The following is a 15,661-nucleotide window of genomic DNA, read 5'->3' as shown; positions in this document are numbered from 1 at the left end:
GCCTCAGAACGGCCACACCGACTGCACCCACAGCGCCGCGCCGTCCCAGCCACGCCGCACGAAACCGCCAGTGTCGACGTCCTGCAGCGTGATCAGAGGCTGCTCGTGCACCGTTTCCCCGTCCAGAGTGGCGACCACGCGACCCACCCTCTGGCCGGCGGACAGGGGCGCCTCCAGCGGGTGATCGATTTCCATCGTGGCCGACAGCTCTTCGCCCTCGTCCGGCGGGATCACCACCCAGAAATCCTCCGCCAGTCCAACCGGGACCTCCTGTTCGCTGCCGCGGTACACCCTTGGCGTCCCCAGTGCCTCGCCCCCGTTGAACAGCTGCCGGGTGGCGGTAAAGCGCATGCCCCAGTTCACCAGCGCCTGGGATTCATTCGCGCGCCGCGTACCGCCGGTCGCGTGATCCGAGGCCTCGATGCCCATCACCACCGACACCAGCCGCCGGTCGTTGCGGTCGGCCGAGGACACCAGGTTGTAGCCGGCCGCCGAGGTCCAGCCGGTCTTCAACCCGTCGAAACCGGCATCCCGCCACAGCAGGAGATTGCGGTTGCTCTGCTCGATATCCGCATATTCGAAGGACCGCTCGGAATACAGGCCGTAGAGGTCGGGGAATTCACGGATCAGCGCCCGTGCGAGGACCGCCATGTCGGCCGCGGTGGTGTACTGGGACTCCTCCTCCGGCAAGCCGTGCGGGTTGGCGAAATAGGAGTCGCGCATGCCCAGGCGCCGGGCCTGGTTGTTCATCATGTCGACGAACGCACCCTCCGAGCCGGCCACCCGTTCCGCCAGCGCCGTGGAGGCATCGTTGCCGGACTGGATGATCATGCCGCGCAGCAGGTCCTCGACCGCGACCTCCTCGCCCACCTCGATGAACATCCGCGACGCACCCTGCATGCCGGTACGCCAGGCGCGTTCACTGATGGTCACTTCTTCGTCCAGCGACATGCGCCCGTCACGGATCTCACCGAAGACCACGTACGCCGTCATCAGCTTGGTCAGGCTGGCCGGTTCGCGCCGCTCGGTCGCATTGCGCTCCGCCAGTACCGCCCCCGATTCGAAGTCCTTGAGCACATAACTGGACGCCGTGACATCGGACGGCGGGGACGGGATGCTGCCCGGCGCCGAGGGGCCGCTACCGGGCCGCGGCAGCTCCAGCTCGACGGCACTGGCCGCCAGCGGAAAAACCAGAGCGAAAACAGATAAAACCAGGATGATGCGAATCAATGCCTTCATGAACCGACGTGATCTCCGATGGTGGGTCGCAGGGGTCCCCAAGATACCAGACCCGCGCGCCACCGGGGTCCCTAATCGGTCACGATACGCAGATCGCCGGGCGCCACCGACTCCAGTTTCCGGGCGGTCTCCCGGACCGCCTTGTCATCATGCAGCGGGCCGACGCGCACGCGATGAAGCTCCTGCCCGGCCGCGGTCTCCACTCGCCCGATCTCGCTGACGCGAAAACCCTCCGCCTGCAGGCTTTCGCGCAGCCGCTGTGCGCTCGTGCGCTCGCCGAAGGCCCCGACCTGGATATAACGCGCCGCCCCGTTACCGATCGACGCGTCATCCGGCACCGCCGCGACCTGCCGGGTCCCGGTCGCCTCGTTGCGACCCGTATTTTGGCGCGAGTTCGGCTCCGCCACCCGTTCCGGCGCCTCGGCCTCGGACGCCTCCTGCTCCGCGACCTGCGGCTCGCCGTTCACGTCGCCCGGCCCCACCGCGCGGATCCGCACCGGCGCCACGCCCTCGTCGGTCATGCCCAGACGATGGGCCGCGGCATAGGAAAGGTCGATGATGCGGTCGTCCACGAACGGGCCACGATCATTCACCCGCACCACTACCCGATTCCCGTTCTCCAGGTGCTCGACTTCCACGAAACTTGGCAGCGGCAGCTTCTTGTGCGCGGCGGTCATCGCGTACATGTCGTAGGGCTCGCCACTGGAAGTACGGCGGCCGTGGAACTTCGTGCCATACCAGGAGGCCACTCCCTCCTCCTCGAAGCCGTCCGCGGAGGACAGGGTCACGTAACGCTGGCCGAAGACCTCGTATTCGGGCGGATTGCCGTACCGGCTGGGCGGTTCGTCGGTGGGCTCGGCATCCGGGAGCAGTGCCAGATCGCGGGGGACCTCGTCGGGCTCGGGATAGCTGTCGTAGGCCGCATCTCCCAGCGGACGGTCGCGATCCGGGGTCCCCGAACAGCCGGCGAGGATCAGCCCGAGCGCCAGCGTTGCCCCGCCGGCACCGAACCGCATTGCAACGCGCGGATCAGTCGTACAGTGCCTGCGCCAGCTCATGGGCGGCCATCGCATACAGCGGGCTCCGGTTGTATCGCGTGATCACGTAGAAATTCGGATAGCCCAGATAATAGACGTCGCCCTCGTCGGCCTCCAGATGGACCAGCGAATAATCACGGTCCGGATCGACCGAGTCGGGGTCGGCCGGGCGCACGCCGTGTTCGGCCAGCTCGTTCAGGTCGAAGCGGGCGGTGTAGCCCTGCTCGACGAGCTCCTCGGGATGATCGTCGACCTCGGCGCGGACCACCACCGGCTGCCCCCAGCGCCAGTCGTGCTCGGCGAAGTAGTTCGCCACGCTGCCGATCGCGTCGGGCCAGGAGCCCAGCAGATCACGCCGCCCGGAGTCATCGAAATCCACCGCGTAATGGCGGTAGCTGGAGGAGATGAACTGGCCGTAGCCCATTGCGCCGGCATAGGAACCGTTCAGCTCGAGGATCTCGAGGTCTTCCTCCTCCACCAGCTCCAGCAGGTGGCCCAGCTCGCTGCGGAAGAAAGCCGCCCGCGGCGGGTAGTCGAACCCGAGCGTCACCAGGGCATCCAGCACGCGGGTACTGCCGGTGTTGCGTCCGTAATCGGTCTCGATGCCGATGATCGCCGTGATCATCTCCGGTTCGACGCCGAAGCGCTCCTCGGCGCGCTCCAGCCATTCCGCCTGCTCCTCCATGAACTCGCGCCCGCGGCGCACCCGGCGTTCGTTCACGAAGATCGGCCGATAGTCCTTCCACGGCAGGGCTTCGGCCGGGCTGGAGATGCTGTCGATGATGTCCTGGCGCGGCTGCGCCTCCTCGAACAGTTCTTCCAGCCATTCGCGTTCAAAGCCCGCCTCGACCTTTTCGTCGATGAAGTCCCGGACCTCCGAACGTTCAAGATAAGGGGTCTCGCCGGCCCGGTATTCGGAGGCCGCGGCCGACGCGGACAGGGCGAGCACACAGGCGGCAACGATCGCCAGCGGGCGGCGTGGATCAAGGGGCTTCATCGGTTCACCAGACGTTTTTCGGAGGCAATGCTCATGAGAATACCGAAGGCCACCATGAGCGTCACCAGTGATGTTCCGCCATAGCTCACAAGAGGCAGCGGAACCCCCACCACCGGCAACAATCCGGTGACCATGCCGATGTTGACGACCATGTAGACCGCGAAGGTCAGGGCGATGCTGCCGCCCAGCAGACGGGCGAACCGGTCCTGCGCCAGCGCCGCCAGCCACAGCGCGCGCCCGACGATGGCGAAGTAAAGGGCCAGCATCAGCACCACGCCGATAAAGCCGAACTCCTCGGCATACACCGCGAAGATGAAATCGGTGGACCGCTCCGGCAGGAAATCCAGCTGCGACTGGGTCCCGTTGAGCCAGCCCTTGCCGTACAGTCCCCCGGAACCGATCGCGATCTGCGACTGGATGATGTGGTAGCCGGTCCCCAGCGGATCCGACTCGGGATTGAACAGGGTCAGCACCCGCTGGCGCTGGTAGTCGTGCATCTGCAGCCACAGCACCGGGGCCGCCGCGGCCGCGGCCACGGCCAGCCCGGCGAACCAGCGCCAGGAAAGACCGGCCAGATAGATCACCAGCAGGCCGGCCGCCGCCACCAGCATCGCGGTGCCCAGATCCGGCTGTTCCATGATCAGCCACACCGGAACCAGAATCATCGGCACCACCACCAGCAGATCCCGCGCGCGCGGGGCCTCCTGCCGCAGCGACAGGTACCAGGCGACCATCATCGGCACCGCCAGCTTCATGATCTCGGAGGGCTGGAAGCGCACCAGCCCCACGTCCAGCCAGCGCCGCGCGCCCTTGCCGATCTCGCCGAAGAACAGCACCGCCACCAGCAGCACCAGGCCGCCGACGAACAGCCAGGGTGCCAGCGCGCGCAGCACCCGTACCGGCACCTGCGCAATCAGCAGCATCGCCGCCACCCCGAAACCGATCCGCAGCACCTGCCGTTCCAGCGCGGCCAGGCTCTCGCCGGTGGCACTGAACAGCACCACCAGCCCGAGCAGCAGCAGAAGGATCAGGAGCAGCAGCAGGGCCCCGTCCAGACGCAGGCTGCGCAGGGCCCATTGCCCGACCGAAAGTTCGCGCCCGGTCACGCTGATCATTCCCCGTCCCCCTCGTCATCCGGATCCTCGGCCGCGTCCGCGACCGCGTCCTCGATTCCCAGACCGCCGCCGCGCAGCAGCCAGGCATCCATCACCTCGCGCGCCTTGGGCGCGGCCACCCGGCCGCCGCTGCCACCATGCTCCACCAGCACGGCCACCGCGATCTGCGGATCCTCCGCCGGGGCGTAGCCCGTGAACAGCGCGTGGTCCCACAGGTGCCGCGGCAGTTCGTCCTGGTCGTACTCCTCGTCCTGCTCCAGACCGAAGACCTGCGAGGTCCCGGTCTTGCCGGCGATGGTGTATTCCGGACGCGTGCTGCCGATGCTGCCCCATGCGGTGCCATGCGGTTCGTGTACCGCCTCCACCAGGGCATCGTGGATCACGTCCCAGTGCTGCGGTTCCACCTCCACCGGGGCGCGTTCGCGCGGCAGCAGGGTCTCGGCCATCGCGTCGTCGCGGCCATCGCCCATCGCCTGCAGCAGGCGCGGGCGCAGACGCGTGCCCCGGTTCGCCAGGGTGGTCGTGAAATCGGCCATCTGCAGCGGCGTGCTGAGCATGTAGCCCTGCCCGATGGCGGTGATCAGCGTCTCGCCCGGGTACCAGACGGTACCGTGGGTGGAGCGCTTCCAGTCACGTCCCGGCCGGATGCCGGTGCTCTCGCCGATGATGTCCAGGCCGGTGGGCTCGCCGATGCCGAAGGCCTCCAGCATGGGCGTGATCCGGTCGATGCCCAGTTCATGGCCGAGGTCGTAGAAATAGACGTCCGAGGACACCGCGATCGCCCGCGACATGTCCACCCGGCCATGGCCCTCACGCCGCCAGTCGCGGAAACGCCGGTCGTCGCCCGGCAACTGGTAGTAGCCGCGGGCGAACATCTCGCGCTCCGCCGTGGTTTCCTCCTCGTGCAGCCCCGCCAGCGCCACGATGGGCTTGATGGTGGAACCCGGGGGATAGCGTCCGTGCAGCACCCGGTTGAACAACGGCCGCATGGGGTCGCCGCGCAAGGTAGCGAATTCCTCCTGCGACTGACCCTTCACGAACGGATTGGCGTCGAAGCCCGGGGCGCTGACCATCGCAAGCACGTCACCGGTGGCTGGTTCGATCGCCACGATGGCCCCGCGCTGGTCTCCCAGCGCACGACGGGCCGCCAGCTGCAGGTTGTAGTCCAGGGTCAGATGGATATCGGTCCCCGGCTCGGGCGGGGTCACCTCCAGCTCGCGGATGGTCCGCCCCTGGGCGTTGACCTCCACCTGCCGATATCCGGGACGGCCATGCAGCAGGTCCTCGTAGTAGCGTTCGATGCCGGTCTTGCCGATATGGGAGGTCGCGGCGTAGGCCCGCCGATCCACGCGCTGCAGATCCTCGCGGGTGATCCGGCCGACATAGCCCACGGCATGCGAGAAGGCCTCGCCGGCGGGATAGTAGCGCAGGGGGCGCGCCTCCACCTCGACGCCGGGCAGCTCGTGGCGCGCCACCGACAGATGGGCCACGGTCTCGTCATCCAGCCCGGCCTTAAGCAGCACCGGCTGGAACGGGCGACGCTGCCCCACCCCGCGGTGAAACCGCTCGATGTCCGCGTCGGACAGTTCGACAAAATCTTCCAGCCGTTCCAGCAGGGCATCCAGATCCCCCGCCTGCTCCACCGTGATCTCCAGCTGATAGGAGGCCCGGTTGCCGGCCAGCAGCACGCCGTTACGGTCTCGGATCACGCCGCGGCTGGGCGGGATGGGCTCGATGCGCAGCCGGTTGTTCTCGGACAGGGTGGTAAAGTGCTCGTGAGCGCCCATCTGCAGGCCGGCCGTGTGCCAGCCGATCGCGCCCAGCATGGCCGCCAGCAGCACCAGGGCCAGCACGACCCGCGTCACATACCGCTGGCGATCGAACTGCTCCTTGCCGTAGGCATCGCGCTCATCCATGCACGCACCCGCCTGCGGCCATCAGGGCCACCCCGGGGTGCGCCGCACGCGCGCATGCGGACCGGGGGGCAGCATCCCCCCGGTCCGCACCGCGCAGGCCAACGGGCGCGCGGCCTGCTTCAGATCTTGCTCTTCTGAAAACGCTTGTGGCTGGCAAGAATCTCCGTCCTGGCGGCCTCGGCGTCCGCCCAGCCCTCGACCTTCACCCACTTGCCGGCCTCGAGCTCCTTGTAGTGCTCGAAGAAGTGCTTGATGCTGTCGAGCAGCTCCTGCGACACATCTTCGGGCCCTTTCACGCTCTCGTACCCCGGATGCAGCTTGGTCAGCGGCACCGCCAGGATCTTGGCATCCGGACCGGCCTCGTCGGACATCTGCAGCACGCCCACCGGACGCGCACGCACCACCGAACCGGGCAGCAGCGGCACCGGGGTGATCACCAGCACGTCCACCGGGTCGCCGTCCTCCGACAGGGTCTGCGGCACGAAGCCATAGTTGCAGGGATAGAACATGGCCACCGTCATGAAACGGTCGACCATCAGCGCTCCGCTGTCCTTGTCCACCTCGTACTTGACCGGCTGGCCATGGGCGGGGATCTCGATGACCACGTTCATGTCATCGGGCAGATCCTTCCCGGCTTCAATCTGATTCAGATCCATCGTCTCTTTCCGCTTGATTGGTTGGCGCGGCATTATAACGGGACTGCGCAACAGGTGAACGGTTCCCGGTGCTCGCTTGCGAGGCCTCCGGTCAGTCGGTATAAGTCCGCCTGCGTTTTCGATACCCAATCCACGTGCCGGCGCGGTCCACTCGTGCGGCACACGGCAGGAGTCAATTATGCGAATCGTCCTGATGGGCGCCCCCGGATCCGGCAAGGGCACCCAGGCCAAGAAGATGGTCAGCCACTTCGGCATCCCCCAGATCTCCACCGGCGACCTGTTGCGCGCGGCGGTGGCGGCCGAGACCGAGCTGGGCCTGAAGGCGAAGAGCGCCATGGACGCCGGCCAGCTGGTCCCCGACGACCTGGTGCTGGGCCTGATCCGCGACCGTCTGCAGGAGCCCGATGCGGAAAAGGGCTTCATCCTCGACGGGTTCCCGCGCAACTGCGCCCAGGCCGAGGCCCTGGACGGCATGCTGGCCGACATCGAGCGCCCGCTCGACCGCGCGATCCAGATCGACGTGCCGTTCGACGAACTCAAGCAGCGTCTGACCGGCCGGGTCTCCTGCGAGAGCTGCGGTGCGGTGTTCAACACCCACACCTTCCCGCCGCAGAAGGAAGGCGTCTGCGACCAGTGTGGCGGCAACCTGATCCATCGTGCCGATGACACCGAAGAGACCGTGGTCAACCGTCTCAAGGTCTACGAGGAACAGACCCGCCCGCTGATCGAGTACTACGACGGGAATGGCCTGCTCCGGCACATCGACGGCACGCGGGACATGGAGCTGATCTTCGACGAAATCCGCGGCCTGCTGGCCTGAATCGCGATGCAGCCGGCGCGCGCCGCGGCCGTGTCCCTGCTGCTGATGGCAGCGGCACCGGCAGCCGGCGCGGCGGACACCGCGTTCGGCGGTGAACGCCCGCCCGGCTGCGCCTTTGCCCCGGAGGCCGTGTGGCCCGAGCTGCGCGAGCTGCCGCCCGGGGTGCGCGAGATCGATGCCGATCACGTGTTGCGCGAAGGCGACCGGGTCCGCGCCGAGGGGGACGTGGGGCTGTTCCGCGACCGCCAGCGTCTGGATGCCGAGGTCCTCGACTACGACCGCGCACGCGGGGTGGCCCGTACCGAAGGTGCGGTCCGGCTGTTCGACGGCGACCTGCTGCTGGAGGGCGAGGACGGCCGTTTCGGCATCGACGACGACACCGGCGAGCTGACCCGCATCGACTACATGGTGCGTTCGGTCCCGGCACGCGGCGAGGCCGGCACCGGCATGCAGCTCGATCGTGACCGTCACCGCTTCGAGCAGGCGCAATACACCACCTGCCCGGTGGACCGCGACTCCTGGCGCCTGGACGCGGCCCGCCTCGATCTCGACCAGGAAAGCGGTCGGGGCGTCGCCCGCCACGCCGTGCTGCGCGTGCGCAACGTCCCGGTGGCCTACACCCCGTATATCGATTTCCCCCTGGACGACCGGCGCAAGTCCGGCTTCCTGCTGCCCAGTTTCGGCACCGGCGGGCGCACCGGTGCCGATCTGTCCCTGCCGTGGTACTGGAACATCGCCCCCAATTACGACGCCACGTTCACGCCGCGCATCATGGCCGACCGCGGGGTCAAGCTGGGTACCGAGTTCCGCTACCTGCGACCGTCACACGAGGGCATGATCGATTTCCGCTACCTGCCGGACGATCGCGAGACCGGCGAGGATCGCCAGTTCGTCGCCTGGGAACACCGCACCCGCCTGACCTCGGACCTGCGGCTGGACATCGACGCCGCGGACGTCTCCGATCCCGACTATTTCCGCGATTTCGGCTCCGCCGACCGCTACTCCGGCTCGGTGCGCGACCTGCGCCGGCGCGCCGACCTGACCTGGAACCGGCCGCAGTATCGCCTGCGCACCCGTATCGAGGATTACCAGATCGTCGACACCGACGTCGCCGAGCGCCGCGAACCCTACCAGCGCCTGCCCCAGATCACGCTCGAGGCCGGCGAGTACGCCGGCGAATGGGCCGGCGGGGGAGTCACCTGGGACCTGGACGCTGAACTGGTGCGCTTCGCCCGCCAGGAGCGGGTCTCGGACCGGCCCACGGGCACGCGCTTCGACCTCGACCCGAAGGTGGCCTGGCGTTACGACACCGGCGGGCTGTTCGTCGAGCCGAGCGCCGGCGTGCGCTACACCGCATACGACCTGGACCGCCGGGGCGAACCCGGCCCCGAGTCCATCCGCCGCACCGTGCCGCATGCCTCGCTGGACAGCGGCCTGATCTTCGAACGCGACCTGGCCGACGGCGAACGGCTGCAGACCCTGGAGCCGCGGCTTTTCTACGGCTATGTGCCCTTTCGTGATCAGGACGACATCCCGGTTTTCGACACCGGCGAACGCGAATTCAGCTTCGACAACCTGTTCAGTCTGGACCGTTTCACCGGCGCCGACCGGGTGGGCGACACCCATCAGCTGACCGCTGCGCTGACCAGCCGCATCCTGGACACCGCCAGCGGTCAGGAACGCGCGCAACTCTCGATCGGCGAGATTCGCTACTTCCGCGACCGCGAGGTCCGCCGCAACCCCGGCGACCCCGCACTGGAAGAGCGCCACTCCGATCTGGCGGTCGAGGGCCGCCTGCGGGTCGGCGACGCCTGGGACGGGCGGGGTTCGGTGCTCTACAACCGCGAGCAAGAGGACACCTCCCTGGCCGCCCTGAGCGTCTCCTGGAACCCCGACGAACGGCGCCACATCAACCTCGGCTACCGCCAGCGGGCCGACCAGCTGGAACAGACCGATGTCTCCGTGTTGTGGCCCGCGGGCGACCGGATCGATCTGATCGGCCGCTGGAACTACAGCCTGCGCAGCGAGCGCGATCTCGAACTTCTGGCCGGTCTCCAGTATCGTAGTTGCTGTTATGGATTGCGGGTGGTCGCCCGACGTTCGCTGGATTCCGACCTGAACTACGACAACGCGATCCATTTCCAGATCACGCTGGACGGACTGGCCCGTTTCGACGGTGGAGTCGACAGCATCCTGAGCGAAGGTATTGCCGGATATGATGCACATCCCGACCGCTAGAACCGTCGGTCGCCGTGCGGGCATGCTTGCCCGCCCCCTGCTGCTGGCCGGACTGGCCCTGACCCTTTCCCCGCTGGCCCACGCCCAGCAGGCGCCGCTGTCGATGCCCGATGACGGGGCGGGCGAGGCCGCCGCACCCGATGCCGGCGTGCAGGCACCGGTCACCCCGGGCGCCGCCAGCGATGCGGGGACCCCCGCCCCGGCCATCACCCCGCCGGAAGAAGATCAGTTCACCGACCGCATCCTCGCCATTGTCGAGGAAGACGTGATCACCCAGCGCGAGCTGGTGGAGCGCATGAATCTGGTCGCCCAGCAGATGTCCGAACAGGGACAGCAACCCCCGGACCAGAACACCCTCGCGCGGCAGGTGATGGAACAGCTGGTGACCGAACGCGTACAGCTGCAGGAAGCCCGCCGGATCGGCATCAACATCGACGAGATGACCCTCAACCGGGCCATGGAGAGCATCGCCCGCGAGAACCGGCTGACCCTGCCGCAGCTGCGCCAGGCCCTGATGCAGGACGGCGTGGACTTCGAGGCCTTCCGCGAACAGATCCGCACGGAACTGACCATCAACCAGCTGCGCAGCCGCCAGGTGGACCGCCAGGTGCGGGTCTCCGATCAGGAGATCGACGACCTGATCGCCTCCGAGAGCGGGGCCATCGACCGCGACGTGCGCTACCGCCTGTCGCACATCCTGGTGGCGGTCCCGCAGGACGCCTCCAGCAGCGAGATCCGCGAGGCCCGCGAAAAGGCCGAGGAGCTGCGCCGCCGGGTGCGTGAAGGCGAGGACTTCGCCGTCGTCGCAACCGAGGCCTCCGACGGCCCGGCGGCCATGGAAGGCGGTGACCTCGGGTGGCGCGAACCGGCCGAACTGCCGGCACTGCTCGCGCGCCAGGCGATCCTGATGCGTTCCGGCGCGGTCAGCGACGTGCTGCGCTCGCCTCAGGGCTTCCACATCATCCGCCTCGAAGACCGCGAGGGCGGTGACCAGACCACCGTGCAGCAGACCGAGGTACGCCACATCCTCATCAGCCCCGATCAGGTGCGCAGCGAGGAAGAGGCCGAACGTCAGATCCGCTCGCTGTACAACCGTCTGCAGGAGGGCGACGACTTCGGCGACCTGGCCCGCGGCAACTCCGACGACCCGGGCTCCGCGGCCCAGGGTGGCCGTCTGGGCTGGATCAGCCCCGGGGAGCTGGTCCCCGGCTTCGAACAGGCCATGAACCAGCTGCCGCCGGGCGAGATCAGCGAGCCGGTGCAGAGCGAATTCGGCTGGCACATCATCGAGGTGCTGGACCGCCGCGAGGTGGACACCACCCGCGAGCAGATCCGCGCCCGCGCCCGCGAAGTACTGCAGAACCGCAAGCGCGAAGACGAGATGGAGCTGTGGCTGCGCCGCCTGCGGGAAGGCGCCTACGTCGAATATCGCGTCGACGAACTCGCATCCTGAACGAATGACCGAACCCGTCCCGCGGCTGGCCCTGACCGCCGGCGAACCCGCCGGTATCGGGCCCGACCTGCTGGCCATGCTGGCACGCTCCGCGGGCAACGCCCAGCGGGTCGCCATCGGCGACCCCGGCGTGCTCGAGCGGCGCGCGCGCGAACTCGGCATCGACCTGACCCTGCGCGGCTTCGACCCCGAGGCCCCGCGCCGGGCCACCCCCGCCGGCACCCTCGAGCTGCTGGAACAGCCCGTGGAGGCCCGCGTGGTCCCGGGACAGCTGGAGCCGGCCAACGCCGGCCACGTGCTGGCTCTGCTGGCCGCGGCTGCCGACGGCTGCCTTGAGGGCCGGTTCGACGCGATGGTCACGGCACCGGTACACAAGGGCGTGATCCACCGCGCCGGCCACGATTTCACCGGTCACACCGAATGGCTGGCCGAGCGCGCCGGATCGGGCCGCCCGGTGATGATGCTGGTTGCCGGCGACCTGCGGGTCGCCCTGGTGACCACGCATCTGCCCCTGCGCGAGGTCCCCGACGCGATCTCCGCGCCGGCCCTGGAACGCACCCTGCATATCCTCGACCACGACCTGCGCCGCGATTTCGGCCTCGCGCGGCCGCGCATCGCCGTGCTCGGCCTCAATCCGCATGCCGGCGAAGGCGGCGTGCTGGGGCAGGAAGAACAGAACGTCATCGAGCCGGTACTCAACCGCCTGCGCGAGCGCGGCATGCAGCTGGTCGGCCCGCTGCCGGCCGACACCGCCTTCACCCCGCGCGCGCTGGCCACGGCGGATGCAGTGCTCGCGATGTACCACGACCAGGGACTGCCGGTGCTCAAACATGCCGGCTTCGGCGAGGCGGTCAACGTGACCCTCGGCCTGCCCTTCGTGCGCACGTCCGTGGATCACGGCACGGCACTGGACCTGGCCGGCACCGGCCACGCCGACCCCGGCAGCCTGGCGGCCGCCGAGGCGCTGGCCTGCCGGCTGGCCGCGGGGGGCGCCCGGTGAGCCGGCGCCGCGGTTCCCGGCGCGAAGCCGTCTCCGAAGACGCACCCGGGCCGGTGCGCCGCCGCTTCGGGCAGAACTTCCTGCACGACCCGGCGATCCTGCAGCGCATCGTGCGCGCGATCGATCCACGGCCACAGGACCGCATGCTGGAGATCGGCCCCGGGCGCGGAGCCCTGACCGGGCCGTTACTGGAACGGCTGGAACGGCTCGAGGCGGTGGAGATCGACCGCGACCTGGCCGCTGCCCTGCGCGAACGTTTTCCGCCCGAACGCCTGATCCTGCACACCGGCGACGCCCTGGCGCTGGACCTGGCGGATCTCGGCGAGACCCCGCACGATGGCTGGCGGGTAGTCGGCAACCTGCCCTACAACATCTCGACCCCGCTGCTGTTCCACCTGCTGGGGCAGAGCGAACGCATCCGCGACATGCATTTCCTGCTGCAGCGCGAGGTGGTGGAACGCATCACCGCCGGCCCCGGCAGCAAGCGCTACGGGCGCCTGAGCGTGATGGTCGCCGCCCGCGCCCGCGCCACCGAACTTCTCGGGGTCCCGCCGGGGGCCTTCCGCCCGCCGCCGAAGGTGCACTCCGCGGTGGTGCGTATCGTCCCCGACACTGAGCCGCAGGTACCGGCCGACCGCCTGCCGGCCTTCGCCGCCCTGGTCAACCGCGCCTTCTCCAGCCGGCGCAAGACCCTGCGCCGCGGACTCGCCGGCCTGCTGGAGGCCACGGACATCGAGGCCGCCGGCCTCGATCCGGGCCAGCGCCCGGAGACCGTGGACATCGCCGGCTTCGATGCCCTCGCCCGGCGCACCCGCGATCCCGCCCCCGACCCGGCCGAGTGACCCGAGCACATACACCCGGGCACCTGCACGGCCCCGCGCCGCATCCGTCTTTCTCCCGGCGAGGGACGTTCGCGTTACCATGGAGCCATGACCGGCAGGGAACGCATGCAGCTGATCGTCGCCGACGTCGGCGGGACCAACACCCGCCTGGCGCGGGCCGAGTACGCGCACGGAACCTGGCACCTGCACGCCATCACCCGCTACCCCAGCCGCGAGTACCCCGGACCGGACGCGATCCTCGCGGACTGGCTGGCGCGGCCGGAACAGGCCGGGGTGCAGTTCCGGGGTGCCGGACTGGCGGTGGCCGGTCCGGTGCACGGAGAACACGCGCGCGTCACCAACCTCGACTGGCCGGCGCTCACCGCCAGCGACCTGGCGGCGAGCGCCGGCGTGCCGGTCGCCCTGCTCAACGATTTCGCGGCGGTCGGCGCCTGTCTGGAGGCCCTGACGCCGGAAGACCGGCTGATCCTGCAGCAGGGCGAAGCGGATCCGAGCGGACCGCGGCTGGTCACCGGCGCGGGCACCGGGCTGGGCACCTGTCTGGTAACCCCGAACACGACCGGAGACGGCGAACCCGTTCCGCCGGCGATCCATCCGGGTGAAGGCGGCCACGCGCGTTTCTCCCCGGCCGATGCCGAGGAGAACGAACTGGCTGCCTTCGTCACCGCCGAGGCCGGCCTTTGCACCCGGGAACATCTGCTCAGCGGGCGCGGCATCGCGCGCATCGGGCGCTTCGAGCTGGAGCGCCGTGACGACCCGGAGCTGGGGCGCGCGCTGGCCGCCGCCGAGCCCGCCGCCGCAATCAGCACGCTGGCCGACACCGGCCACGCGGCCGCGCTGGCGGTGATACGCCGCTTCGTGACCCTGTATGCCGGCCAGCTGGCCGACATGGCCCTGACGGCCCTGCCACGCGGCGGCGTCTTTATCGGCGGCGGCATTGCCCCGCGCTGGGCCGACCATTTTCTCGCACCGGCCTTCCGCGAGGCCTTCCGCGCACGCCCGCCGATGGAAGACCTGCTGGAACGCCTGCCGGTGGAACTGATCATCCATCCCGAGCCGGGTCTGCTGGGGGCGGCGGTGGCCGCTTCCCGGGCCCGGGACCACGGAGCCCCTGCCCCATGACGATGCAACAGGAACAGCCGGTGGAGATCGAGGTCTCCAGCGCCTATGTCGAAGACCAGTCGGAACCCGAGGAAGACCGCTACGTCTTCGCCTACCACGTGGTGATCCGCAACGCCGGCGAACGCAGCGTGCAGCTGCTCAACCGCCACTGGATCATCCGCGACGGCCGCGACCAGACCCAGGAGGTACGCGGCGAAGGCGTGGTCGGGGAACAGCCGCACATCGCCCCCGGCGAGTCCTTCGAATACACCAGCGGCACCGTGATCGAGACCCCGGTAGGCATGATGGAAGGCAGCTACGAGATGCAGGACGAACAGGGCCACACCTTCGAGGCCCCGATCCCGCCCTTCACCCTGTCCGTACCGCGCGCGCTGCACTGAGCGCCCATGGCACTGTACGCCGTCGGCGACCTGCAGGGCTGCCTGGATCCGCTGGAACGCCTGCTGGAACGCGTAGGATTCGATCCCGCCCGTGATCACCTCTGGCTGGTCGGCGATCTGGTCAACCGCGGCCCCGATTCGGCCGGCTGCCTGCGGCGCGTGCGCTCGCTGGGCGCGGCCGCGACGACGGTGCTGGGCAATCACGACCTGCACCTGCTGGCCGCCGCCGATGGGCTGCGCGAACCGGGCCGCCGTGACACCCTGCGCGACGTGCTGGACGCCCCGGATGCCGCGGAGCTGCTGGAATGGGTGGCCACGCGGCCGTTGCTGCACACGGATTCCGCCAGCGGCTGGAACCTGGTGCACGCCGGCATCCCGCCGGCATGGGACCGGGAGACCGCCGCCGCCGAGGCCCGGCGGGTGGAGGCCGAGCTGCGCGACCGCGACCGGCGCCGCGCCCTGCTGGAGGTGATGTACGGCGACACGCCGACGCGCTGGGACCCGACTCTCGCGGGCTTCGATCGCCTGCGTTTCACCATCAACGGCTTCACCCGCATGCGCATGGTCGGGGCCGACGCCGACGCCACGCTGGAGTTCGCCAGCAATGGCCCGCCCGAGGAGGCGCCAACCAGCCTGGTACCGTGGTTCGACCACCCCGGGCGACGCAGCCGCGGCACCCCGGTGGTGTTCGGCCACTGGGCCGCGCTGGGTCACCGCCGCGGCCCCGACTGGCTGGCGCTGGACAGCGGCTGCGTATGGGGGAACGCGATGAGCCTGGCACGTCTGGACGGTGCCACGCCGCAGACCGCGCCCGTCGAACGGGTCACCTGCCCCGCGACATGATCG

At 69.3% G+C, this 15,661-nt stretch carries 14 protein-coding genes; 8 read left to right on the top strand and 6 right to left on the bottom strand.

Annotation, left to right across the window (positions count from 1 at the left end; genetic code table 11):
- Window positions 1–3 precede the first annotated feature (3 nt).
- From D571_RS0101320 to ppa, 6 genes are all read right to left on the bottom strand, one after another.
- A complete protein-coding gene (locus D571_RS0101320; RefSeq protein ID WP_026287487.1) occupies window positions 4–1,239 on the bottom strand; it encodes a D-alanyl-D-alanine carboxypeptidase family protein in 1,236 nt (411 codons plus the stop codon).
- A gap of 71 nt (window positions 1,240–1,310) precedes the next feature.
- Entirely contained in the window at window positions 1,311–2,297 is a 987-nt protein-coding gene (locus D571_RS0101315; protein WP_083916855.1) for a septal ring lytic transglycosylase RlpA family protein, read from the bottom strand.
- Window positions 2,269–3,273: a lytic murein transglycosylase B gene (mltB, locus tag D571_RS0101310; RefSeq protein ID WP_018934873.1), complete on the bottom strand. Its 1,005-nt coding sequence runs from the start codon at window positions 3,271–3,273 to the stop codon at window positions 2,269–2,271. Before mltB ends, D571_RS0101315 begins: the two co-directional genes overlap by 29 nt.
- On the bottom strand, window positions 3,270–4,388 hold the full coding sequence (gene rodA / locus D571_RS0101305) for a rod shape-determining protein RodA (RefSeq protein WP_018934872.1): 1,119 nt from the start codon (window positions 4,386–4,388) through the stop codon (window positions 3,270–3,272). Before rodA ends, mltB begins: the two co-directional genes overlap by 4 nt.
- Window positions 4,385–6,304 carry a penicillin-binding protein 2 gene (gene mrdA, locus D571_RS0101300; RefSeq protein ID WP_018934871.1) on the bottom strand — a complete coding sequence of 640 codons (1,920 nt, stop codon included), beginning with the start codon at window positions 6,302–6,304 and terminating at the stop codon, window positions 4,385–4,387. The genes rodA and mrdA overlap by 4 nt, the downstream gene beginning before the upstream one ends.
- Before the next feature lie 119 nt (window positions 6,305–6,423).
- Window positions 6,424–6,960 (bottom strand): inorganic diphosphatase, encoded by a 537-nt coding sequence (ppa, locus tag D571_RS0101295; RefSeq protein ID WP_018934870.1) that lies wholly within the window; start codon window positions 6,958–6,960, stop codon window positions 6,424–6,426.
- Between the two features lie 178 nt (window positions 6,961–7,138).
- Here ppa and D571_RS0101290 point away from each other — a divergent pair, with 178 nt between their 5' ends.
- The 8 genes from D571_RS0101290 (at window position 7,139) to D571_RS0101255 (ending at window position 15,658) form a co-directional block, all read left to right on the top strand.
- Window positions 7,139–7,780 (top strand): adenylate kinase, encoded by a 642-nt coding sequence (locus D571_RS0101290; RefSeq protein ID WP_018934869.1) that lies wholly within the window; start codon window positions 7,139–7,141, stop codon window positions 7,778–7,780.
- A gap of 6 nt (window positions 7,781–7,786) precedes the next feature.
- Window positions 7,787–10,018 (top strand): LPS assembly protein LptD, encoded by a 2,232-nt coding sequence (locus D571_RS0101285; protein WP_018934868.1) that lies wholly within the window; start codon window positions 7,787–7,789, stop codon window positions 10,016–10,018.
- Between the two features lie 103 nt (window positions 10,019–10,121).
- Window positions 10,122–11,471, top strand: coding sequence for a peptidylprolyl isomerase (locus tag D571_RS0101280; RefSeq protein ID WP_026287485.1), 1,350 nt, complete (start codon window positions 10,122–10,124; stop codon window positions 11,469–11,471).
- A gap of 4 nt (window positions 11,472–11,475) precedes the next feature.
- Window positions 11,476–12,471: a 4-hydroxythreonine-4-phosphate dehydrogenase PdxA gene (gene pdxA, locus D571_RS0101275; RefSeq protein WP_018934866.1), complete on the top strand. Its 996-nt coding sequence runs from the start codon at window positions 11,476–11,478 to the stop codon at window positions 12,469–12,471.
- The gene (gene rsmA / locus D571_RS0101270; RefSeq protein ID WP_018934865.1) at window positions 12,468–13,313 is read left to right on the top strand and encodes a 16S rRNA (adenine(1518)-N(6)/adenine(1519)-N(6))-dimethyltransferase RsmA; all 846 of its coding nucleotides are present in this window, start codon (window positions 12,468–12,470) and stop codon (window positions 13,311–13,313) included. Before pdxA ends, rsmA begins: the two co-directional genes overlap by 4 nt.
- A 105-nt stretch (window positions 13,314–13,418) precedes the next feature.
- Window positions 13,419–14,435 (top strand): glucokinase, encoded by a 1,017-nt coding sequence (locus tag D571_RS0101265; RefSeq protein ID WP_026287482.1) that lies wholly within the window; start codon window positions 13,419–13,421, stop codon window positions 14,433–14,435.
- Window positions 14,432–14,815, top strand: a complete 384-nt coding sequence (gene apaG / locus D571_RS0101260) for a Co2+/Mg2+ efflux protein ApaG (RefSeq protein ID WP_018934863.1) — start codon at window positions 14,432–14,434, stop codon at window positions 14,813–14,815. Before D571_RS0101265 ends, apaG begins: the two co-directional genes overlap by 4 nt.
- Window positions 14,816–14,821: 6 nt before the next feature.
- Entirely contained in the window at window positions 14,822–15,658 is an 837-nt protein-coding gene (locus D571_RS0101255) for a symmetrical bis(5'-nucleosyl)-tetraphosphatase (RefSeq protein WP_018934862.1), read from the top strand.
- Window positions 15,659–15,661 lie beyond the last annotated feature (3 nt).

The organism is Thioalkalivibrio sp. ALJ24 (genome assembly GCF_000377785.1).
Classification (GTDB): Bacteria; Pseudomonadota; Gammaproteobacteria; order Ectothiorhodospirales; family Ectothiorhodospiraceae; genus Thioalkalivibrio.
Note: the sequence above shows the minus strand (reverse complement) of the source record. Positions and strands in the feature narration are given on the sequence as shown.